This is a genomic window from Mycoplasma pogonae (assembly GCF_054170725.1).
The window spans coordinates 54,909-79,227 of the sequence record NZ_JBSWZS010000001.1 but is presented as its reverse complement, the minus strand read 5'-3'; the positions used below and the strand labels follow the sequence as shown (position 1 = coordinate 79,227).

General features: G+C 28.7%; 16 protein-coding genes. 13 read left to right on the top strand and 3 right to left on the bottom strand.

Annotated elements, in window-relative coordinates; genetic code table 4:
- Nucleotides 1-38 precede the first annotated feature (38 nt).
- The 12 genes from secDF to ACW95P_RS00190 all read left to right on the top strand — a co-directional run bounded on the left by secDF (nt 39) and on the right by ACW95P_RS00190 (nt 13,525).
- Entirely contained in the window at nt 39-2,630 is a 2,592-nt protein-coding gene (secDF, locus tag ACW95P_RS00245; RefSeq protein ID WP_457961220.1) for a protein translocase subunit SecDF, read from the top strand.
- A 21-nt stretch (nt 2,631-2,651) separates the two neighbouring features.
- Complete coding sequence (gene hisS, locus ACW95P_RS00240) at nt 2,652-3,950, top strand: histidine--tRNA ligase (RefSeq protein ID WP_457961219.1); 1,299 nt, start codon at nt 2,652-2,654, stop codon at nt 3,948-3,950.
- Complete coding sequence (aspS, locus tag ACW95P_RS00235) at nt 3,937-5,658, top strand: aspartate--tRNA ligase (RefSeq protein ID WP_457961218.1); 1,722 nt, start codon at nt 3,937-3,939, stop codon at nt 5,656-5,658. The genes hisS and aspS overlap by 14 nt, the downstream gene beginning before the upstream one ends.
- A gap of 11 nt (nt 5,659-5,669) precedes the next feature.
- Nucleotides 5,670-6,437, top strand: a complete 768-nt coding sequence (locus ACW95P_RS00230; protein WP_457961217.1) for an MAG0110 family membrane protein — start codon at nt 5,670-5,672, stop codon at nt 6,435-6,437.
- A 62-nt stretch (nt 6,438-6,499) separates the two neighbouring features.
- On the top strand, nt 6,500-7,051 hold the full coding sequence (yihA, locus tag ACW95P_RS00225; protein WP_457961216.1) for a ribosome biogenesis GTP-binding protein YihA/YsxC: 552 nt from the start codon (nt 6,500-6,502) through the stop codon (nt 7,049-7,051).
- Nucleotides 7,052-7,156: 105 nt separating this feature from the next.
- Nucleotides 7,157-7,585, top strand: a complete 429-nt coding sequence (gene rpsF / locus ACW95P_RS00220; RefSeq protein WP_457961215.1) for a 30S ribosomal protein S6 — start codon at nt 7,157-7,159, stop codon at nt 7,583-7,585.
- A gap of 8 nt (nt 7,586-7,593) precedes the next feature.
- Nucleotides 7,594-8,130 (top strand): single-stranded DNA-binding protein, encoded by a 537-nt coding sequence (locus ACW95P_RS00215; protein WP_457961214.1) that lies wholly within the window; start codon nt 7,594-7,596, stop codon nt 8,128-8,130.
- Nucleotides 8,131-8,142: 12 nt separating this feature from the next.
- Nucleotides 8,143-8,394 (top strand): 30S ribosomal protein S18, encoded by a 252-nt coding sequence (gene rpsR / locus ACW95P_RS00210; RefSeq protein ID WP_457961213.1) that lies wholly within the window; start codon nt 8,143-8,145, stop codon nt 8,392-8,394.
- A gap of 114 nt (nt 8,395-8,508) precedes the next feature.
- Entirely contained in the window at nt 8,509-10,497 is a 1,989-nt protein-coding gene (locus ACW95P_RS00205; protein WP_457961212.1) for a GGDEF domain-containing protein, read from the top strand.
- Entirely contained in the window at nt 10,478-10,918 is a 441-nt protein-coding gene (gene rplI, locus ACW95P_RS00200) for a 50S ribosomal protein L9 (protein ID WP_457961211.1), read from the top strand. Before ACW95P_RS00205 ends, rplI begins: the two co-directional genes overlap by 20 nt.
- A 45-nt stretch (nt 10,919-10,963) precedes the next feature.
- Complete coding sequence (gene dnaB / locus ACW95P_RS00195) at nt 10,964-12,301, top strand: replicative DNA helicase (RefSeq protein ID WP_457961210.1); 1,338 nt, start codon at nt 10,964-10,966, stop codon at nt 12,299-12,301.
- Nucleotides 12,302-12,322: 21 nt separating this feature from the next.
- Nucleotides 12,323-13,525, top strand: a complete 1,203-nt coding sequence (locus tag ACW95P_RS00190; RefSeq protein WP_457961209.1) for a hemolysin family protein — start codon at nt 12,323-12,325, stop codon at nt 13,523-13,525.
- Between the two features lie 48 nt (nt 13,526-13,573).
- Here the strand turns inward: ACW95P_RS00190 and ACW95P_RS00185 are convergent, their stop codons facing one another.
- From ACW95P_RS00185 to ACW95P_RS00175, 3 genes are read right to left on the bottom strand one after another with little or no spacing between them, the layout of a single operon-like run.
- Nucleotides 13,574-14,032 carry a deoxycytidylate deaminase gene (locus tag ACW95P_RS00185; RefSeq protein ID WP_457961208.1) on the bottom strand — a complete coding sequence of 153 codons (459 nt, stop codon included), beginning with the start codon at nt 14,030-14,032 and terminating at the stop codon, nt 13,574-13,576.
- Nucleotide 14,033: 1 nt separating this feature from the next.
- Nucleotides 14,034-14,756 carry a pseudouridine synthase gene (locus ACW95P_RS00180; protein WP_457961207.1) on the bottom strand — a complete coding sequence of 241 codons (723 nt, stop codon included), beginning with the start codon at nt 14,754-14,756 and terminating at the stop codon, nt 14,034-14,036.
- Between the two features lie 41 nt (nt 14,757-14,797).
- The gene (locus tag ACW95P_RS00175; RefSeq protein ID WP_457961206.1) at nt 14,798-16,321 is read right to left on the bottom strand and encodes an MATE family efflux transporter; all 1,524 of its coding nucleotides are present in this window, start codon (nt 16,319-16,321) and stop codon (nt 14,798-14,800) included.
- Between the two features lie 228 nt (nt 16,322-16,549).
- On the opposite strand from ACW95P_RS00175, the gene ACW95P_RS00170 reads away from it, so the two are divergent.
- Nucleotides 16,550-24,319, top strand: a complete 7,770-nt coding sequence (locus ACW95P_RS00170; RefSeq protein ID WP_457961205.1) for an ABC transporter permease — start codon at nt 16,550-16,552, stop codon at nt 24,317-24,319.

Here is a 24,319-nt window from a genome sequence, read left to right as displayed (position 1 = left end):
TTTTGAAAATTTTGCTTAATGGTATAATTTACTAACTTATGAAAAACTTGTTTGTAAAATTCTTTAAATTATCGAATTGAAAGCGCATTATTATCCTAATTCTTACAATTAGTTTTTCAATCGCTGGAATTGCGTGAGGATCAACAAGTTACGTCTCACAAAACATTAACCGCTCTGTAGAATATGGTGGTGGTGTTGAAGCATTAATCCAAGTTAAAAGCCTTGATGGTCAAAAAGCTAGTGATGAAACAGTTCGAAATGTTGAAAAAGCAATTTCTGATCGTTTAACAGGAGGTACTGGTTTAAATGGTACTAATGTTTCAATTGAAGGCGATAGCAAAATTTTAATTTCTAAAAATAATGTTTCAAACGAAGAAGGTAAAAACGCTTTTATCGATGAAATCATTAAAAAACCAGAATTAAGTATTACTGATATCAATGGTAACCCATTATTTTATAATGGTGTATTTGTTGAAAATGGTTCATTAGATAGAACTGATGTCTCTTGGTCTCCTCCGCTAAAGCAAAACTCCGCTCAAGCGCGCCCAAGCGCTTCTGGCGGCAATGCCAATGAAGTATTAGTGAGCTTAAAAGATAAAGAAGCTGAAGTTGAATGAACTAAAGCAACATCTTATATTTCACAAAAAAGACCTAATAATGTCATTTTAATGTGGGTAAATTTACGTGAACTGCTTAAAATAGCACAAGAACAGTACCCAAATGAATGAAAAAACGCTAACTATAACATTTATAATTTCATGTTTGTTAATGAAAAAGCAACAAAATATAAACAAATGGTCGGTGGTGAAGAAAAAGAATTTGAGCCAGTTTTAAAAGAAGGCGTTTTTAAAGCACAAGATTATTTAATTTCACAAGCTTCTGTTAGAGAACCACTTTCTGGCTCATCATTTGTGATTGGTGGGAATTTTTCAGCTGATGAAGCAAAACAATTAGCACTAAATATTGATTATGGTTCAGCTGAGTATAAATTAGAATTACTAAGTTCTAATTTTGTTTCTGCAACATTAGGATCGCAAGCTTTAAATTCAGCTTTGATTGCCGGAATTATTTCATTTAGCATCATTGCATTATTTTTAATTGTAAATTACGGATTGCTAGGAGCACTTTCAACAATCTCATTAGCTTTATATGTTTTTTTAACATTATTATTTTTTACTGTTTTACGCGGAGAATATTCACCATCATCTATCGCTCCTTTGATCATCGGAATTGGAATGTCAGTTGATGCAAATGTTTTAATGTTTGAACGTTTTAAAAAAGAAATTTATGAAGGTTCGAATGTACTCAAAGCTAATACCAAAGCTAATAGTTTATCAGTATCGACTATTTTGAACTCTAACATCACTACATTTTTAGTGGCGATTGTACTTTTTTATTTTGGTACAAAAAGCATTAAAGGTTTTTCAATTACTTTAATTCTTTCGATCATCTTTACATTAGTTGCTTCGCTATTGTTCACAAGAATGATTACAACATTATTAATTAAAACTGGTTTCTTTAACAATAAGTTGTATCTTTTAGGAATTCAAAAAAAATATGTTGAAAAAATTCAACAGGGTTACATACCAATTATTGAACGGCCAAATTATGTCAAACATATTAAGTGATTTAATCTTGTGCCATTAACAATTATTGGTATTGGTATCATTATCTTCATTATTTTTGCGGCTCTTGCTGGTAATGTTGGAGCTGGTTTTGCTCGAGGAATTGATTTTTCTGGAGGAACTAATATTTTAATTGAATCAAGTAATAATTCATTTAAACCGTTAGATTTAGCAACTGCCGAAGAAATTAAGACATTTTTAATCAATAACGGCATTGATAATGGCGCAAATCAAATCACTTTCTTGCCTATTAATGCTGAAAAAACTTTGTTTAATGTATCAGTTGTTACAACTCAGGATTTAACTGATAAAATTACAGCTTTAGAAAGTAATTTGAAAAATGGCGTAAGTTCTTATTTAACTACAAATTCATATGCAATCTCAACAGAAGAAGCTCAAAATTTAGTTAAAAATGCAATTTTAGCAATTTCTATTTCATTTATTTTAGTAATTTTATATACCCTAATTGTATTAAAATGAACATTCTCAATTGCTGCTATTGTAGCCTTGCTACATGACGTAATTATTGTGATTGCTTTATTTGTAATTTTTAGATTTGAATTTTCAACTATTTTTGTAGCTGCCGCCTTGACGATTGTTGGGTATTCAATTAATAACACTATTATTATTTTTGATCGAATTAAAGAAATCACAATCAAAAAGTACTCACATCATGAAGTGCTTTCAAAACAAGAAATTAAAGAAATCATGAATTCAGCGATCAAAGATATTATGAAACGATCACTATTCACTTCATTAACAACATTAATTACTGTTTTCATGTTATTAATTTTTAGAGAATCAACTAATTTATACTTCAATATTGCGCTATTATTTGGAATTGTTTTTGGAACTCTTTCATCATTATTTATTGCCCCACAAGTGTGATACCACCTTGAAGTATTACGTAATAAAATGAAAGCTAAGCGCATGAATGATAATTTCTGAAACAAATCTAAAATCAAAGAACAAACTTTCACCGGAATTAATGATTACAACGTGTAATCATTTGAATGGAAGGATTTTATGTTTCAAAAACCTAAAGGCACAAAAGACATTTACGGTTTAAATGCACAAATTTTTAATTTTATTAAAAATATCTTTTTTGAAGTCGCTACGGACTTCAATTTTCATTATATTGAAACACCTATTTTTGAAGAAGCTAAGTTGTTCAAGCGTAGTTCTGGTGAGCTGTCAGAAATTGTTAATAAAGAAATGTATATTTTCACTGATAAAGCTGATCGAGAACTAGCTTTAAAACCAGAAGCAACAGCCCCGGTAGTGCGGGCAATTTTAGAAAATAAGCTTTATGCCAATTCAGCTTTAATGCAAAAATATTTTTATTTTAACCCTGCCTTTCGTTATGAACAACCCCAAAAAGGGCGCCAGCGTCAGTTTTATCAAGCTGGAGTCGAATATTTATCTATTTCTAACCCTTATACTAATGCAGAAGTTATTTTATTAGCTACCGAATTGTTAAGAAGATTGAAAATTGTTGATTATAAAATTAAAATTAATTATTTAGGTGATGCTGCAATTCGGGCGCAATATACAGCTAGCTTAAAAAAATATTTTAGTGCTTATATTGATCAATTAGAAGAATTATCAGTAAAACGTCTTGAAAAAAATCCGTTGCGCATTTTAGATGATAAAAAAGAAGCGCATAAAGATTTTATTAAAGCTGCTCCAAAAATTAAAGAATTTTTAACATCTGAAATGTTAAAATCATTTGAGCAATTCCAAAAATTATTAGATCTTTATGAAATTAAATATGAAGTGGATTATTCATTAGTTCGAGGCCTAGATTATTATGATGAAATTGTATTTGAATTTATTGATACGTCACAAACATTAGGAGCTCAATCAACTATTTTAGGTGGTGGGCGTTATAATAGCCTTTTTAAAGAATTAGGTAAATTAGAACAATCAGCAATTGGTTTTGGTTTAGGTGTAGAACGGCTAATGGAATTAGTTTTTCCAAAAATCAAACAGTTTCGGGATTTTAATCAAAAACAATGCGATATTTATATTGCAAGTTTTAATGAGTCAGAATTGCAAGCTAATAGTGTTTTAGCATTACATTTACGTCAACAAGGCTTTCGAGTGGAATTTGGTAAAAAACCAGAAAAAATTCAGCAAGCATTCAAAAATGCTGAGCAATTAGCTTCAATGATTATTTTCCGAGAAAAAGATCAACCACCAACCGCTTTTACAGTCAAAGATTTCACTAAAAACTATCGTGAAGCATTTACATTACATCAAAATAATAAAAAAAATCAAATACTATACAATGAACTAAAAAGGCTTAAAAATGAAAAAAATTAACAATAATGAATTAACCATTCATAATTTAAATCAAGAAGTAACGCTCTATGGATGGGTGAAAAATATTCGAAAATTTAAAAATATGTCTTTTGTGGATTTGCGTGACCGTTGAGGCATTACCCAAATTGTCTTTAACGATACAAAAACAGATTTTAATAAAGAGGCAGTTTTAAAAGTTACTGGTAAAGTTGTCGCTAGAAAAGATAAAAACCCCAATCTTGCAACTGGTGAAATTGAAGTAATTGTTACAGATTATCAAGTTTTATCAAACTCAGATAATTTACCGTTTGAAATTAAAGATGAAATCGATGTGAGCGAAGAATTACGCCTAGAATATCGTTATTTAGATTTAAGAAGGCATAAAATTGCTGCTAATATTTTATTAAAACACAAAGTTTTTCAATATTTACGCGAATTTTTAAATCAATATGATTTTGTTGATATTGAAACTCCTATTTTGTCACGCTCAACACCTGAAGGAGCACGTGATTTTTTAGTTACAACTCGAAAAAAAGGGCATTTTTTTGCTCTTCCTCAATCACCACAATTATTTAAACAAATTTTAATGGCTTCAGGGTTTGAAAAATACTATCAATTTGCTCGCGTTTTTCGGGATGAAGATTTACGAAAAGATCGTCAATATGAATTTACCCAATTAGATATTGAAATGTCATTTGTAAAGCAAGAAACAATTCAATCACTTGTAGAACAAATGTATCGCCATTTATTTAACAAATTAGGTTTAACAATTACTGGCGAATTTGAAAAAATTACTTATGATACAGCAATTGATAAATATGGAGTTGATAAGCCGGACTTAAGACATCAACATTTTTTAACAGAAGCAACAGCTGATTTACAAAACACTGCAGAATTTTTATTTAACTTCCCGACCATTAAAACTATTTTTTTAGAACAAAAAGTTTCTAAAAAAGAACTAAAACTTTTAGAAGAAGAATTTAAGAAAAATAAAGGAAATCGTTTATTAAATGTTGAAATTCAAAATGGCAAGGTCATAGCAAATTCTTTTAAAGACATTAATCTTGATAAAATTCAAACCTATGTTACTAATCATAATTATCAAACCGGAACCCTATTTATTGTTGCTGGCGAATATCAAGAAGTGACTAATTCACTTGGTGCTTTAAGAGTAAAAATGAAAGAAATGTTCAATCTTGTTAATTCAGATGAATTTCGTTTTGCTTGAATTGTTGATTGACCAATGTATGAATATGATGCAGAAACTAATTCATATGCTGCAGCACACCATCCATTTACAATGTTTCAAGATGGTTTTTTAAATACGCCAAATGAAGCAAACCCTAAATTAGCGCGCGCCCAAGCTTATGATCTTGTGCTTAATGGATTTGAGTTAGGTGGTGGCTCAATCCGAATTTTTGACAAAGATGTTCAACGTAAAATGTTTAGTATTATCGGAATGACACTTGAGCAGCAGGAGCAACAATTTGGTTTTTTTCTAAAAACTTTCAATTATGGATTACCTCCGCATGGTGGAATTGCTTTCGGAATTGACCGTCTTGTAATGATTTTACAAAATACTGATTCAATTCGTGATGTGATTCCATTTCCGATTAATTCCAAAGGCGTTAATTTAATGACCCAAGCTCCTTCTCCGGTGGATCCAAAACAATTAGATGAATATCATATTACAATTGTTAAAGAAGAAAAAATAAAAGGTAAGGTATAATATTTAACATTATGACATATAGACAAAGATATTTAGGGATTGTTGAAAAAGAACAAAAAACAAAATTATTATCAAAAACATTAATGTGATTTGGTTTTGGTGTAGGGATTTTGTTATTAATGTCATCATTATTTGTTTATTTAAATTTAAATGATATTAATTTCATTATCTTTTCATTTGGAGTTAAAACATCATTTGCTTGACAAATTATTATGTGAATTTTATTTATCATACTTCATAGTGTAATTTATTGAATAGTACAATCAAGGAATTTAAAAATTCCATTTGCATTTATGGTTTTGTTATATGCAGTTTTCATAGTGATGGATGCTTGATTTGTGGGAATGCAAGTTACCTTATATTTACTTCAAGATCGTAGCATTTGAGTTTTAGGAATCATGGTTGCAATTCCATTAATTGCAATTGGAGTTTCTGGATTTTTAGGATATCTTGGAATTGTGAATTACGGAAAATTATGACCATTAATATCGATTTTATCAGCTGCTTTTATTGTGATGATTATTATTAATATTTTTGTGCTACAAAATTGATTAATATTATTTATTGCTATTGTAGGAATTGCGCTTTATATTTTACTAGCAGGATTTACATTTTATAGTTTGCAAAAAGAGCAAGAAAGATGAGTTATCATTGGTGAAAATGCTGAAATTAATGAATATGATAGAAAATTAATTAATTATTCAGCACTTGCTTATGGAATGGTTTTATTTCTAACATTTGTGCAATTACTAAAACTGCTATTAAGTATTAGAAGATAAAATATTAATCCTAAATTATTAGTTTAGGATTTTTTTATAATAAATTTCGAAAGAAGGCTATCATGTGAAAATTTATTAAATCAGCACAAGATAAAAATAGTTGGTATCAACACGAAGGTAAAGAAATATGTTTTATTGGCCGTTCTAATGTTGGTAAATCATCATTAATTAATGCCCTTGCTAACACCAAAATTGCCAAAACTTCTAATACACCAGGAAGAACGCAATTGATTAATTATTTTTCAGATGATTATCATAATATTGTTGTGGATTTACCGGGTTATGGCTATGCTAAAATGTCTAAAAGTCAAAAACAAAAAATGTTAGATATGATTGAACAATATTTTATAGAATCAACTAATCTTGCGACAGTATTTTTATTATTTGATAGTGTGATTGGTCCAACTGAATTTGATTTTGAAATGTATTATTACCTACAAGCACTAAATCGAAAAGTTATTTTAGTTGGTACTAAAGTGGATAAGGCTAAACAATCACAACTTTATAAAGCTAAAAAGGCGCTTGAAAATTTAGCTGCTCCGATTTATTGAGTCTCAGCTAATAAAAAAACCAAAATAGCTGAATTAAGAGATGCTATTTTATCACAATTTTAAGAAAATATAATATAATAGCATTTGAGTTTATTAAAAAATTTTCATAAAACTCCTTGATCTAAATAACAAGTTAGATCCTGATGACCGAAAGGAGCCAATATAAAGATGGCAAAATATGAAATTTTATTAATTCTTGCTCCAGGAGAAAATCCTGAAATTGCTACAGACTTAGCAAAAAATACTTTTGGAGCTGATAGCATTGTATCAGCTGAAAAGTTAGAGCGTACAGAATTAGCTTATGAAATTAACAAATCAAAAACAGCTACTTACTTGTTACTATTAGTAAATGCTGAAGAAAAACTGGTTGCAGAATTTGTTCGTTTAACAAACATTTCTAAAACTATTTGAAGAACATTAGTAATTAATTTAGATTCTGAAAAAGGTTTAAACCGTAAAGTAACAGTTAAGAAATTCAAACCAAGAGCACCATTTAATAATAATCGTAGACCATTTAACAGAAGAAACGATAACGAGCATAGAGCTAATAGACCAGCTCCAGCAGCAACTTCTGAAGAAACTAAAACTAAGGAGTAATTCATTTTATGAATAAAGTTGTTTTGATTGGTAGATTGGTTCAAGATCCAAATAAATTTTTAACCCGTTCAAATGTACCTTATGTACGTTTTACTGTGGCTGTACGTCGTGATTTTGATACAAACACTAATACTGAAGTATCAGATTTTATTCCGATTGTAGCTTGAAGAAATAATGCAACATTTGCACTAGAATATTTATCAAAAGGTTCATTAGTTGCAATTGAAGGTAGCATTTCAGCTAACCGTTATCAAAATAAAAACGGCGAGTATGTTAATGGTTTTGATGTAACTGTTGATCGATTCCAAAAGCTAGAGTCAAGACAAATTGAGGAACAACGTAAACAAACAAAGTTTGAAGGATCAAAAAATAACCAAACTAATAATCAAAAAATGAACTTTTATAATAATTCAACAAATGAAACTACTACCCCACAATCATTTGCATCAGTTTCAACTCCTGATTTTACAGCCCCCAAAGTTGTCGAAAATAGTAGTGATATAGACATCGATGAAGAAAACTGATCAATTGATGATTTAATATAAGGAGATTCGCCAATGAAATTCGTTAAAAAAACTAAGAAAAAAAATTCTCGTAAAAAACCATGTAACTTTTGTGTAAACAAAATGGATTACATCGATTATAAAAATGTTGACTTACTAAGCAAATTAATTAACTTACACGGAAAAATTTTATCTTCAAGAATTACAGGCACATGTGCTAGACACCAAAGATTAGTTTCAACTTCAATTAAAAGAGCTAGATTTGTTGCTTTCTTACCATTTGTTGCAGATAGAATTAAAAAATAATCATTTTTAATTAAAACAAAAATCGTGTCTTTGATACGGTTTTTGTTTTTATTTGCTTAGATAATTTTGTTAATATCAATTTTAGATAAATGCTTTTGGTATAATAATTACATCATGAAAATTAAACGAAAAAAGTTATTTTTTATAGCAGCCTTTTCTGTTGCGCTTTTTTTAATTTTATTAGTGCTTTGGCTTGTCCAACACTTTTTTTTAACAGAATGAAAAGAATTAGAAACGGTTATATTATTTATTCTTATTTTTTCTTTATTAGCGTGTTTTTTTCTAGTTTTATTTTTTTGAGTTAAAAAATATCTAAAAAAAGTTGCTGAAATTGAAAAAGGTATTAACTATTACATTGAAGAAGAAGTTTCTAAAAATGGTTTAGGAATAATAAATTTTTCAGCTACTGGAAAAATTTTATGAATTTCGCCATTTGTGAAAGAGCGCTTTGGAACAAAAATTTTAGGTAATGCTATTGTAGATTATTTTGATTTTCGTGAAAATGTGCGGGAAAAACGTTTGTTGTATGTTTATAAAGATAACGATAATATTTATGAAGTGAGAATTAATTTAGATCATAAAATTATTATTTTAAAAGATTTGAATTTTCGTTTTTCATTAATTAAACAATACAATGAAGATCGCATCGTTTTAGGAGAAATTGAAATCGATAACTTTTCACTATTACAAATTACCCTAGCTGAAGAAGAATTATTTTCAATTCAAAATGCTTTAATTAATTTATTTGAAAAATTATCTAAAAAATACAATTTATCATATCGACAATATGCCAATAGTAAATTTTTATTAATTACTAATGAAAGCACTTTGACAGAATTTAAAAAAGAACAATTTGATTTTTTTAACAAAATTAATAGTTATGGTGATATAGATCTTTTTAATCAAAAAATCACTGTATCAGGAGCCTTTGCTTATGGTACTTCGAACATTAATGAGTTAATTAAGCTAACACGAAAAGGGTTGTTAAATAGCCAATCCCGTGGTGGTGATCAAATTACGGTTGTTGATGAAGAAAAAATGCATTCATACGGAGCTAGAACTGAAATTCAACCTAATTCTAGTCGTACCTTAATTAGTGCTGTTAGCAAGCGGATTATGAAACGAATTGCCGATCCGACTTTGAAAAAAGTTATTATTTATGGACATAAAAATATGGATTTGGATGCACTGGGAGCTTCTTATGCTCTTGCTAAATTTTTTCAAACCTATAATAAGCAAGTTTTTATTCAAAATATCAGTTTTGATAACACAGCCTATAATTTTATTCAAAGCCATTTTGAAAACGTTGACAAAAAACTTTTTATTAAACCTCAAACTGCATCGCGACTAACTAATAAAAATACTTTAATTTTTGTATGCGACACTTCTAACCCGCAATTATTAGAAAATCCTGATGCTTTTGATAAAGCTAATCCAGACAATATTTTTATCTTTGATCATCATCGAGTAAGTGTTCAACCCGATTATTGTCCGCTGCTAAATCAATTTATTGACACTTCAGCTTCTTCAGCTTCAGAAATTATTACAGAATTTCTACGGTTTAGCCGCACAAGTGTCAAACGTCAAATTAGTTCTTTTGTAGCTCAAACGTTATTAAATGGAATTTATATGGACACCAATCAATTTCAAAAATCAATTTCAAATAAAACATTTAATGCTGCGGCTTTGCTATATGAGTGGGGAGCCAAAGCGCAAGAATCGGTTGATATACTAAAAATTTCAGAAGAAGTTTCAGGCCAAATTCGAAAACTATTATCAACCTTAAGCGAAGTCAAACCGGGATTTTTTTTAGCTTATACTAATGACGAATTACCACCAGATGTGGTATCAATTGCAGCTGATGAAATCCTAAGAATTAAAGACCGTAAAGCAGCCTTCGTGGTTGCTCGTTATGACAAGAAAAATTATAAATTGTCAGCACGGGGAATTGAGACTAATGTTCAAATTATTGTTGAGTCATTAGGTGGTGGTGGTCATTTTAGTGCCGCTGCAGTGATTTCAGAGAATGAATCATTAGATCAATTCATAACAAACATTAAACAAGCAATAGTGAGTGTGAAAAATGAAAGTAATAATAATTAAAGATTGTAAAGATGGAAAAGTAAATGATATCATTGATGTTTCGCCAGGATATGGATCAAATTACTTAATTAAAAATAAATTGGCAGTGCCATATAATGAAAAAAACTTAGCAATTTTACATAAAAACCTGGCAAAATTAGAAGCAGAAGAGCAAGAACAAAGAGTACAAGCAATGTTATTAAAAGGGGAATTGGAAAAAGTTAATTTAGAATTCACTCTAAAAGAACATAATAATGTAATCCACCATTCAATTACTGGCAAAAAAATTCAAAAAGCTTTAGAAGAAAAAGGTTTTAAATTACCAAAACATTCAATTGAGGAACATTTGCATATTGCCTCTTTAGGTTTTACTGAAGTTAAAATTAAATTGCACAAAAATATTGTGGCAAAAATTCAAGTTCATGTAACTAAAGAAGATTAATTAAATTCATAAAATATGTGAATTGGAAACAAATAGTGGAGTAGAATGACTAAAAATAAACAACAAGATATTGCAAAAATTGAAGAATCGGTACTTGGATACTTGTTAGTAAGTAATTCAGGAATTGATTTATACATGTCGCTTTTAAGTGAAGATGTTTTTGTAAATGAAAATAATCGTGAAATTTTTAAAGTTTTAAAACAAATTCAAGAAAGTGATCAAAAAATTGATGACAATTTAGTAACCCATTATTTGCAAAAGAACAATCAACTAGCTAAAATTGGAGGAGTGTCAAGACTACTATCATTAAAGTCGCATGCCGCCTTATCTTCTAACATGACCAATTCAATTAAAGAAATGTTAGAATATAACAAATTAGCTAAAACAGCACAGTTAATTAATGAAATGCAACGCAAAATTCAAACCGTTGATGGAGCTGATGAAGTTTTAGACTTATTTGAAACAAAACTAGTTGAAATCACTAAAGAAACAGTTTTTAAAGATTTTGAAGATATTTATGATATTGCTAAAAAATTATTACAAGAAATTGCTGAAAAGCGGTTAAATCCCCAAACTGTAACGGGATATAAAACATCGATTAGGCCGTTAGATAATTACACTTCAGGACTACAAAAAAGTGATTTAATTATTTTAGCAGCTCGTCCCTCAATGGGAAAAACGGCATTAGCATTAAATTTAGCAACAAATATCGCTAGAGAAAATAAAGGAACTGTTGTGATTTTTTCATTAGAGATGCCGGCTCATCAATTAGTATCACGGATTTTAGCTTCACTATCAGGAATTGATGGACGAATGATTAAAAATCCATCATTACTAACTCAAGAAAGTTTTTTGCGACTTAAAAAATCACAAGAAAAATTACAAAATTACAAAATTTTAATTGATGATCAAGCAGGAATCACTCTATCAGAAATCATTTGAAAAGTTAAACGTTTACAAAAACAAAATGGTGATATCCAACTTGTTGCTATTGATTATTTACAACTAATTTCAATTTCAAATTCAAGCGGCGATAATCGTCAATTAGAAGTTTCTAAAATTTCTCGATCATTAAAGCAATTAGCTCGTGAAATTAATGCCCCTGTTTTAGCGCTTTCACAGTTGTCGCGAAAAGTCGAGAGCAGAGAAGATAAAATGCCGATTTTATCAGACTTAAGAGAGTCGGGAGCAATTGAGCAAGATGCCGATATTATTCTTTTTCTTTATCGTGAAAATTATTATAATAAAGATAAAGAGAAAAATTCTCAAGAAGGTAAACAAGATGTTATTGTTAGTATTGCAAAACATCGAAATGGAGCAACTGGACGCTTTACTTTGAACTTCGATGCTTCATTGGGATTGTTCACTGAAAAAGAAAATTAAAGGAGTTTAAATTTTATTGATATGGACCTCTCCACAATCATAATTATTATTGTCATTATTTTATGTTTTATCATTTCTGCATTTTTTTCAGCATTGGAAATGGCTTATAGTTCAATTAATCGGGTAGATTTAGAAAATAAGCTCACACCTAATTCAATTACAACTAAATTAGTGAAAAAGCACTATGATCATTTTGGTAGAACTTTATCAACTATTTTATTAGGAAATAATTTAATTAATATTGCAGCTTCAACATCATTATCATATTTATTATCTAAAACCGTATTTGACGGAACTTTAAATATTATTATTTCAGTTGTAGTTATGACACCATTAATTGTTATTTTTGGAGAAATGTTGCCTAAAATTTTTGCCCGAAAATACCCAGTGCAATATATTAAAAAAGTTGTTATTTTAATGGAATTTTTTTATTGATTATTTTATCCTTTTACATACCCAATGTCAAAACTTTTAAAAAATCCTAAAATCACTAACACGGAACAAGATTTACGTTCAATTATTGAATTAGGTTACAAAGAAGGTATTTTAGATAAAAAAGAAACTGTTTTAGCTTTAAATTCGTTGGATTTTGATTCCACAAAATTACAAAAGCATTTTACAAGATTAAAAAACGTTTTTTATGTTGAATATGATTGAGATCTAAAAAAAGTTAAAGAAGTATTTTGAGAAACCGGTTACTCGCGCTTACCAGTCAAGAAAAATAATCGTTTTATTGGAATTTTATTATTAAAAAATGTTTGAAAAATGAAAAAAGGTAGTGTTGAAGATTATGTTGTTGAAGTGCCGACAATTTCTTCTAATATTTTATTAAGTAAAGTTTTAGATCGCTTAAGAAGCGAAAAGTCTCAAATGGCTTTTGTAACTAAAAATACTTCTTCTAGAACAGTAATTGGAATTGTTACTATGGAAGATTTAATTGAAAAATTAGTTGGTCATATTTATGATGAAAATGATGAAGAAGAAGAAATTTATCAAATTAATTTAAATCAAGTTGTAGTCAATGCTGATGTAAAAATCAATAAAATTAATCAAGTTGTTAACTTTGAACTACCTAATCCTGAAATGACAATTGGAGAATGGTTAACTTTTGAAACTGAAAAAAAATTAACTTTAAGTTTTAAACATAATTATCAAAATTTCACTTTTAAGGTGGTAGAAAACAAACGAAATTCAATCCCAAAAATTGAAATTACGCAAAAATAATTAAAAAAGCAGAATCTAGTTTGGATTCCGCTTTTTTAATTATTAAATTTATAAAGTTAATTTTTTACTTTTCACATGCCGATATTTCACTTTGGAACGATCTAAAATTAACCTACTAATCATGGCATCTTCGGTATCGTGATAAATATCATCTAAATAAACAACTTCTTTAATTCCTGACTGGACAATTGTTTTAGCGCAGTTAGCACAAGGGAATAGTGATGTATATAAAATTGTGCCTTCTAAATTATTAGTTGAGTTTAAAATGGCATTAATTTCTGCATGAATTACATAGGAATATTTTATATCAACATTTTTACCTTCTTTATTTCAAGGAAAATCATCATCATTACCTTTAGGCATTCCGTTGTATCCCAAACCGATGATTCGCTTTTTATCATTAATAATGCAAGCGCCCACTTGAGTATTGGGGTCTTTACTTCTCAAAGCACTTAATTTTGTTAAAGCTGCAAAATATTGATCTCAAGAAATGACATTTTTTTTCATTTTAACGCTCCATTTTTGTTAATTGTTTAAGTCAACGAATTTCTTTGGGGTTTAATGATCGATACTGCCCTTTTGCTAATTTGCCAACATGAGAAATACCAGCAAACTCTAATCGAGTTAGACCTTGCACCCGTTTTCCTACAAGCTCAAATAATTTTTTTACATGGTGATAAGTTCCAACATGCAAAGTAATTACATAAGATTTTTTATCAACCTGCTGAACTTTTTGTAATGATTTTTGGTCATTAATTACAACATTTTTACTATTTAAAAAACGAATTTCTTGTTCAGTTAAAGGTTCATTTAAACGAGCGCGATAGACTCTTTTGATTTCATAAGAAGGATGAGTCAAACGATAAGTTAATTCATTATCATTAGTAACTAACAAAGTACCGGTAGTGTTATAGTCTAATCTTCCTACGGTATGTAACAAACGAGGATCTTTAATTAAACTCAGTACTAACTGACGATTTTGTGGATCTTTATTAGTACAAATAGTTTTTTCTGGTTTATTAATTAAATAATAAACTTTCTCTTGTCTCAAAATTGGAATTCCATCCACTAAAATTTCATCTTTAAATGATGCTTTTTGCCCTAAAAGAGCTACCTCGCCATTAACCATAACTTTTTTTTCTAAAATTAATTTTTCAGCTTCACGTCGCGACACGATTCCTGCTTCAGAAATTAACTTTTGGATTCTAAAGCCTTTGTAACTCTCATGCATTTTTGCCTTTCTACTACTTGTAATTATTTTGTTCAAAATTACTAATCATAATCTTTCATTTTAATTTTATTAGATTTATAATCATCGATGCGACTAGCTCAATCAATTTTAAGAAAAACAATTTCATAAACAACTAATTTTAATAAATCACCCAAAAAGAAATACATGTAGGCTTGATTCATAGGAATTTTAAATGTAGGAACGAAAACTAAACAAACAATCGCTAATCATCCAATCATTAAAATTTCTGTAACAAATTCCATTGCAGCGGCAATATTAGTTTTTCCGCCTGATGAAATTAATCGAGCTGTTGTAACAAATCACATTCAAATAGGATTCATAATAACAACAATTAAAAGTGTCATTTGTAATTCATAAATATAATATTGCTGAGCTTTAAGACGCTCCATTGGCTCAAGATTTTGGCCAATTGAACTAGCAAAATAATTTAAATATGGCAAAATCACAATAAAAATTATTAAAAATATTGAAAAAATTAGAGCAATGACCGAGTGAAAACCTTTTAATTCATTCGCATTTTTTTTAGCTTCATCAAAATTTCGTTTTCCTAAATTTTGACCCACAAAAATATTTACATTTGTTCCAATTGCAAAAAATGTTGTTGTAAAAATTTCAGCAATAGCTCCAGTTAGACCAAGTACTAATGCTGCACTAATAGCTCATTCAGTTTGGCCTATTGCTCCTTGAGGGTAAGCAATATTAAAAAATCTATTTCTGAAAATAATTAGTAATGTTAGTGAAAATGCTAGCAAGGCTCCGAATGAGCGTTTTCAGAAATTTTTTCAAATTTCTAGTTTTACTTTATGAATTGAAAAAGGATTAATTAAATATTCTGGGCATTTTTTTCAAACAAAATAAGTATCCCCAAAAATTCCGAATACCCGTGCTAAAATCGAAGCAAAAGCAGCACCTTCAACCCCCATACCTAAAACTTTTAAAAAGAAAATATTTCCAACGATGTTGGCAACTAATGAAATAATTGAAGAATATAATCCGTATTTTCCGTTTTTAGTTTCATTTAATAATGAACTTAATGGTGTTGTTCAAGACAAAATAATTCATGTTATGACAATATAAAACAAATATTTAGCACCTTGATCAATTGTTTTATTGAATTCAGCTATACTAGATGGGTCTTGTGAAGTTGGTGCATCAGGTCAAGCGGCAATAAATTCTCTACTAAAGATGAAGGCCGGAATAGCAAACCCCATTGTTAGTAAAAAACTCATAAAAACTCTAATTTTCATAATTTGACGAACTTTTTGGTGTTCATTTGCACCAATATATTGTCCGCTAATGGTATAACATACAAACCCGATCCCAGCAACTACCCCATTAACGATAGCGGTTCATGAGTTAGCGTATGATAGTGAAGCCAAACCTTGAGGGATATGTGTTACCATGAAATTGTCAATAAAGCCATTTAATGCAAAAATAAATGCCGAAAAAATTACCGGCACTGAATAACGAAAATAAGTAAACCATTTTAATTTACTTTCCGGAAAAAACTTTTTTAAATTACCTAAAAATGTTTTAACAAGCATGGGCTTATTATATCATACATAACCTTATTAATTTATGGCTAGCTAAGCACTAAGTTTGCTATTTTTAATGTTTTGCAAATTCAAAAATTTTTGCTTTTTAGAAAACTTTAATATAATTTTTGACGTTTATTTTTTAAAATGAAAACATAGAACTGAAAAAGCTAAATTTCTTTTTTTCCAAAAATTAGGTAAAATTTGTAAATTACTCTTTTGAATAGAGGTGAAAATATGTTTCGATTATTTAAAGAAGTTTTTAAATCACTTTCAAAAAACAAGATAATAATGATTGGTTTAGCTTTATTAGTCTTTTTATCATCTGGTGTTTTTACACTTCTTTCAAGTGTTAGAAATAACTATACTTCACAATTCCAAAAATACAAAGATCAATCTGTGTTACAAGATGCTACGGTTGATTTAAGTGTTAATTTATTAGGGAATGCCGAAAATAATGGTTTTGACGAAGAAAACGTTGATAACCCTGAAGCAAGGACATACTACCCTAAGGATGCAGCGACTGAAATTGTTGAGTCCTTTGTTATCCCGAAAAACAAAGAATACATTTCGCTAGCTGAATTAGGAATTAATCAACCTAATGCGCAAAATGTTTTCATTAAAAGTAATGACTTATTTTTAGAATATACAAGAAATTCTAATTTTAATAATGATAATTACAAGTCAACAATTTTTGACTTAGCTAATGCCAACTTCCGCCCCAACTTAACAGATGGGATTAGTTTTGATACATATTTAAAAGGTCATTCAGGTGGTTACATTAACAAAAAATATCAAGTTAGTTTAGCGCCAGGAGAAATAGTTAAATTAGATCGTAACTATTCTTTAGGTGATGTTGCCAGAGTTAATAAAGGTAGTATTAGTCTTAATTTACAAAATGAAGATGATTATTTAACTCAAATTCAACCATTATCTATTAATGTTATAACTAAAGAAGCGACTTTTAATGGGGCAAAAGCTTCTGCTTGAGAAAAAGAAGGTTCACTCTATATTATAAAACCGCAAGATTTAGCTCCATTAATGGGTTTTAGTAAAAACAACCCAGAGTTTCCTGACCGTTATTATTTGGATATTGCAAAAGCAAGTAATAAAACCTTATTTTGAACTTTAACTTCAAAAGAACAAAATGATAATTCTGTTTGATCAAAAAATCAAATCGGAAAAATTAAGCTTTTTGATTCTGCCACTATAGTTTCAAAAACAATAAATAATTTAGGTCTAACAACGACAATTACTAAAGAAGTAAATGATTCTTTCAATTTTAAATACAACACAACTTACATTTTTTCAAAAAACTGAGCCAAAAAAGTTGCTAGAACTGAATTTTTTGTTGAACACAAGTATCATTTAAATTTTGATCCTACTAAAAATAATTGAACTGGATTATTTCGAAAATACATTGAAAATTTAAAAGAAAATGATCCTGCCCAATTTGCTAAGTTTCAAACTTTTTCATATTGAGAGAAAAAGGTAGCTTTAAAGAATTTATCTGATAATTCAGTTACTGAAACTAAGCAAGCACTAAAATTAAGTGATTTAACTAAGCAAATCGCTTTAAAAAATAGCACTAATTACACAACAATTCAACGTTTAGAAAAATTAACTAATACCCAAGTTGAAAGTTTAGATGTTTTAGAAGAATTAAAAAATGATAAAATTAAAGATCAAAAATTTTCGGAAATAACTAAGCAAGCATCTATTTTAGCTAAAAACGAAATCATTGAAGAAGTTTTAAAACCAAAATATGGTGTAGAAAAAATTGGAATTAGACAAACTATAACAACTAAAGCTTTTAAAAATACTACTGATGTTTCAGGTTCTGATTCACCTGATGCAAGTATTGTTTATCATTTTATTAATGCTGGTAATGAAAATAGTGAAATTTTAGGTGTAAAACAACAAGTTGGAAAACTGTTTGAAGAACAACAAACTAGTGCTAAAAGTAAATTGTTTATTGAAGGTGTAGACATTGATTTTAGTTTTATTGAACCAATCTATGCAGCTAAAATTATTGAGCAAATTTTTAATAATTTTGAACCTAATAAAAAATATTTTATTCCGGCTACGCAATATGCAAATTATTTATATTATTTACCAAATTCAAACTTACCTGAAAAGTTAAATTTACAAAAAATTTTACTTTTAGCTGACAAAAATGAAGCACCAACACAATACGCTGTAGCATTTAAAGATAATCGCTACTTAATTTTGAAAAAAATTATTTATTCAACTGAAAAAAGCGTTGATGCCGCACAATGGGAAGTATATACTTTTACAAATAAAAATAGTTCAGAAAAATTGACAGAACTTACTTTGGCTCAACTAGATAAATTTTTACTTGAAAATCAATATACAATTGCAGGTAAAATCCCTGATTCTTGATTACAAAAAGAAGGTAATAGATTATTTTTACCAATGGAATATGTTGTTCCAAAAGCTTCGATCGTTAATGATATCAGTGAAAATAATAATTTATCTTCACTATTCCAAAACATTTTAGATTATTGAGTTAATTCTTCAATTGTTAAAGAAGGATTTTTCAAAGAAGAAGATTTAATAAAAATTTTTAATGGTTTTCAAAAAATATTAGAAGCTAATAATTTTCAAGCTGTTTTTAGCACTGGAAAAATTATCCCAGCAGAAGTTCAAAGAATGCTTTTACAGGCTTTTGATCATTTAAATCGTGAAAATGGCGAAAATTTTATGAACAATGTTTTTTCTAATTTTTTAAGAAACATTGAACGAAAAATTAATTTTAGAAAAACTGCTTCGGGTACAGAAATTGAAAGAACCGAGGAAGGTAAAAGACAATATTTTAAAGAACAAATTAATAGTTTGTTAAATCTATTGAAAAATACAATGCAATTAGATTTTTCAAACTTTTTAGGTGCCGGATTTTCATTTGATCAAATTATTAATTACGTTACAAGACCTTCGCAATTTGTTAAAGGTTTAGAAAAAATATTTGCTTCAATTGATACAAATAAATTTTTCTTATTAATTAACAATTGATATCAAGAAAAATGAGAAAAACAAGATATAAATCAAAATTATTATTCATTATCATTGGCTGAAATATTAGTGTTTGGACTTTCGAGTGTTAGATCAGAAGACTTTAAAAATGGTTTAACTGATATTGTTAAATCAATCGATTTTAATAAAATGCTTAATCCTGAATTGGAAAATTCACTAGCAGATTTATTAACTAAAAATTCAAATGCAAAAGATGAAAAAAATGTTAAAAATCTTTTCAGAAAATTAAATGGAGCTTTACCAGGGCAAGATCCATATGTAAACGTTACTGAGAATTTTGCTAATATAATTTCATTAATGGATGTTAATGAATTAGCTGATTCTTTGACAAAGAGTCTAGAAGATATTACTTTCCAAGATAAAAAAACAACAGAATTAGGTCTAACTAAAGAGGTTACTTTTACTTCTAGAGTTATTAAACAAAGAAATTTAATTGCAAGCATTATTAAATCATTTGTGTCTAATCCAGAAAGTGGAAACTTTAATAAAATTCAGGACTTTTTAGTTAAATTATTAAACTTATCAGGTAAAGTGAGCAATGCCTTATTGTTTACAATTCCTGCAGAAGATAATGATAAAGTTGATTTAGGTTCATTGACAAGTTTGTTATCATTAGGAGCTAAAAAAGAAGGTGGACTTGAGTTTGATGTTGATGCATTAATTGAAAAATTAAATAATAATGTTTATTTAACTTTCGCTGATAAAAACTTTATTTTGACAAATATTCCATCTAATATTAGTCTTACAGCACAAAATTATGCTCAGCAAATGGTTGAGTGACTAACAGCATACAAACAAGCTTATGCTAAAGTTAAACCTTGGGCTTATTTAAATAATTTAACATCTAATGAATTTTTATCAAATGCTATTAATGAAGATAGAAGAAGTCAAAAAACATTAGGTGATTTTTTACAAGAGTTCAAGAACAATAGTGAAAATACCAAAAAGCCAATTTTAAATATATTTAAATCTGTAGTAGAATCACAATTTGGAAAAGATAATAGTGTTGCAGCCAATGTCGAGGGTGTAATCAACACATTAGGAGTTTGATTTGACTTTGCAGCTCAACATCCTGAGTTATCAGCTTATGAAATATCAGAAGTTTTAAGTGGGCTATTTAATTTATTAAATCAAAATTCAGCACTTTATAATTATTTAAATGATGAGAAGCTAACAACTAACATGTTTAGTGTTAACATATTGCAAAATTCACAAACGGAAGATTTAAAAGTTACTCGTGGTGAAGTTTTAATTAATGACATTGCAAGTGAATTATGAAATTTAAATGATAATAATGCCTTAAAATCAGAGTTATTAATTGCTGCACAGCAACAGTTAAGAAATTATTTGAATCAAAATTCAGCTACACAAAAATTAGCTAGATGATTACAAACTAACCGTCAATTTGCCAGTTATTACCTTGGTTTAGTTGCTTCTGCAATTCATAATGGAAACAAATTTGATGAATTAAATAATCAATTTATTAATTATGCTTTTAAAAATGGAAATACAGCATTTAATCAAAAAGAAGTGGCTATTTTAGCCCAAAAAGCAAAAAAATCACTAAATTTATTTAGCATTTTTTCACTATTAGGAATTTCGCCATTGATTACTAATACTACTTTAGCACCATCTTACCCACAAGTGTTGATGTGAACTGTGGTTGACCCAAATAATAGTAATGTTGAAGGAGCGGGTAATTTAGCATTCATTTTTAAAAATAGAATTACCGATTTTAGCAATTTAACTCATGGTGAGATTTCCGATTTATTATTACCACTATTTAGTGATGAGTTATTAGATCGTTCTTCAATTTCTAAAGAAGAAGAAAATCTTGTTTTAAATTTAGGCTGATTAAATTGAGTTAAAGAAAATTACTTCGATTTAGCAAATGGTCAGTCATTAAGTTTATTTGATTTAAACCTAACCGAATTATTATTCGGAACTGTTTCATCAATTTTAGATTATGCTCAAAATAATAGCTTAATAGTTTTAAATGATACTCGCTCATATTTAACAAAAGTAAATCATTCCTTTGCGGATAAAAATAATAAAACACCTTACACAGGAGCGATTCCAAATAACCCATTAGAAATTGAAAACTTATTAAAAACAGTAGATCAATCACATGTTTTAGATATCAGTGGAGTCAAATTCTTAATTGTTGGTTTTGATTCTGTAGTAGATTATATTTATCCGGTTATTGATGAAGAAAACATTCAAGTGGATACCCAAAATCAAGCTTTAGTATTTGTTAATCAACAAGGATTTGATCGAGCAACAAGTTCTTTTAGGGAAAATGCTGTTAAAGATTATTTATTGGTTAAGTTACAGAATTCTGAAAAAGCACAAGAATTTGTTAGTGCAATTAATAATTACTCATCAGAAAACTTTTCATCAAATATTAATAAAAGAGCATATTTGACGACTGAGTTAGATCCTTTGAACCCTGAAAGAACATTAAGAATTAGTGTTGTTGATGGAATTATTAGCACTATTAGTAATTTTAATTTATGAATTATGATAATTTTAGGATTATTAATTTCACTATCGGTGCTATTTGTAACTAAACGTTACATATCTTCAAGAGGGAAAGTTTTAGGAATTTTGATTGCTCAAGGGTATAGTGCCTTAGAAATCGGGTTATCATTAACATTATTTGCCTTATTTGCAACTGGTATTGGGGCAACAATAGGTTATATTGCCGGAATCTTCTTGCAGCAAAATTTAATGAATGTCTTTTCATCATACTGAACAATCCCAACACCAACAATGGAATTTAGTTGATGACAACTAATTATGACTATTGTTGTGCCATTTATTTTATTATCACTAATAATTATTTTGACTTCGTTATGAGTGTTGCGTAATAAACCAACACAATTAATGTCGGGTCTAGCTGATTTAAGCGTAGGAAGAATTGCGCAAATAGTTGCTAGACCATTTTCGAAAACGGGAATTAAAACAAAATTTGTGGCAGCTCTAGGAATTAATTCTTTTTGAAAGCTAATTGCTTTAATGATGTCAACGATTTTAACTTCATTTGCAATGATTTTCTCAATTGCTTCTAACAAAGTTTTAGATCGTTCAATTAATAAAACATATGAACACAGAAATTACAATTACAAAATTAGTTTAACCACACCAACAGATGAAGGTGGTGGATATGAAACATACAATAAAAATGTTTTACAAAACATGTTATATGTACCAACAGGAACGTTAGCCGAATCAGAATACTATAAAGGTAATTACTTTAAACCTGGGTGAGCAGCAATTAATGGAAATCCAGATAGCACAAAACTTTTAAATGGAAACCCAGGAAAATATGACCCACATATTATTACTAAATCATCGGTTGATATTTTAATTGCTCGAGCAGGAATTAAAATTTCACCATGAACTATCGTTTTAAATTCAATGCCTGAATCACAAAAAGCACGGGTATTAAAACTATCAGCAGCAGCAGTAAAACAAATGGTGCTGAGTCAAGGTGTAACCGAAGAAAATGGTGAATATGTTCTTAAGGAAAATGGACAATATAAAGATTTCTTTGACTATGATCTTGAAAATGACAAATTTGTTTTTAAACGTTGGGATAATCAAGCACTAAGCTATGCAGCTGCAACAATTAATTCTGATAAATATAGAAATGAATATCGTGAATTTTTAATTAATAGTTACAAAGCAATTCCAATTAATGACTTCTTTGTGGCTTTTGGCGGTGTGTTATTTAATGAAGCAACTAACGAAAAATTCTCATATGCAGAAGCAAAATTTGATAAACGTAATATTAGTATTGATGGGTACAGTTCAAAAAACAAATATATTGGTATTTTTGCTGATGATCAAAATTTAATGCAAGCCTTGGAAGAATTTAAAATTGAAAATGAAATTTACCCACTTGTAATTAACCAAGTTGTAGCTAAAAAATACAATATTGAAATTGGACAAATTTTAGATTTAGAAATCACTAATAAATTAAGTCGTTATATTGACAAAGTAAAAAATACAGTTGTTAATAATAATGTTAAATTCCAAGTTATCGGCATTAACAACACTTATATTAATGAAGAATACATTACAACTCAAAGTATAGTTAATCAAATTACTGGAATTGATAAATTACCAGAAAATCAAAGGTTTAATGGAATTCTTTCAAAAGATCAGACACCAACTCAATTAATTGAAAGTGTGGGACTATATGCTCCAAGCGGAATGTGAATTTCCGGAGAATCCATCAATGCCAATACTAATAGCGCTGATTCTAATGCTAAGTTTTTTGAAGAAATTTTTGCTAATGACGGAGTAATGGCTAAAAATGGAATTAGTCAAAATCAAATTCGTGCATTTTTAAACTTAGATCCAGAAATTTCCTTAAATCGAATTGATATGCGTAATGCTGACTATATTGCAAAATACTCAGCGGCAATTCGCGATGCTTTAATTAGATACACAGATGTTTATAGTTCTAGCACTTATGTACCAATCGCTTTCTCAACTTTATCAAAAAATATTGAAGCTAACTTTATTGGTAGCATATCTGATACAATTAACACTATTTCTTGAGCTTTAATTACTATTTTCTTTATAATTTCGATGATTATCCTTGTAATGATTTCTTCAATGATGATTGCAGAAAATGAAAGAAATATTGCCATCTTCTCAATTTTAGGTTATACAACTCGCGAGAAACTGATTTTATTCTTTTCAATTTATACGCCAATTGTAATTTTAGCAACCTTACTAGCAACACCATTAGTAATTGGATTTATTGCCATCTTCAATTCTTTCTTAATCACCACTTCATCAATTGTAGTACCGCTTGTAGTAGCTTGATGACATGTGCTTGTTGCAATCTTAATCATTTTAGTAATTTTTGCCGTAACCTCAATTGGCTCATGAATTTCACTAAACAAAATCAAAGCGGTTCACTTACTGAAAGGAAAATAA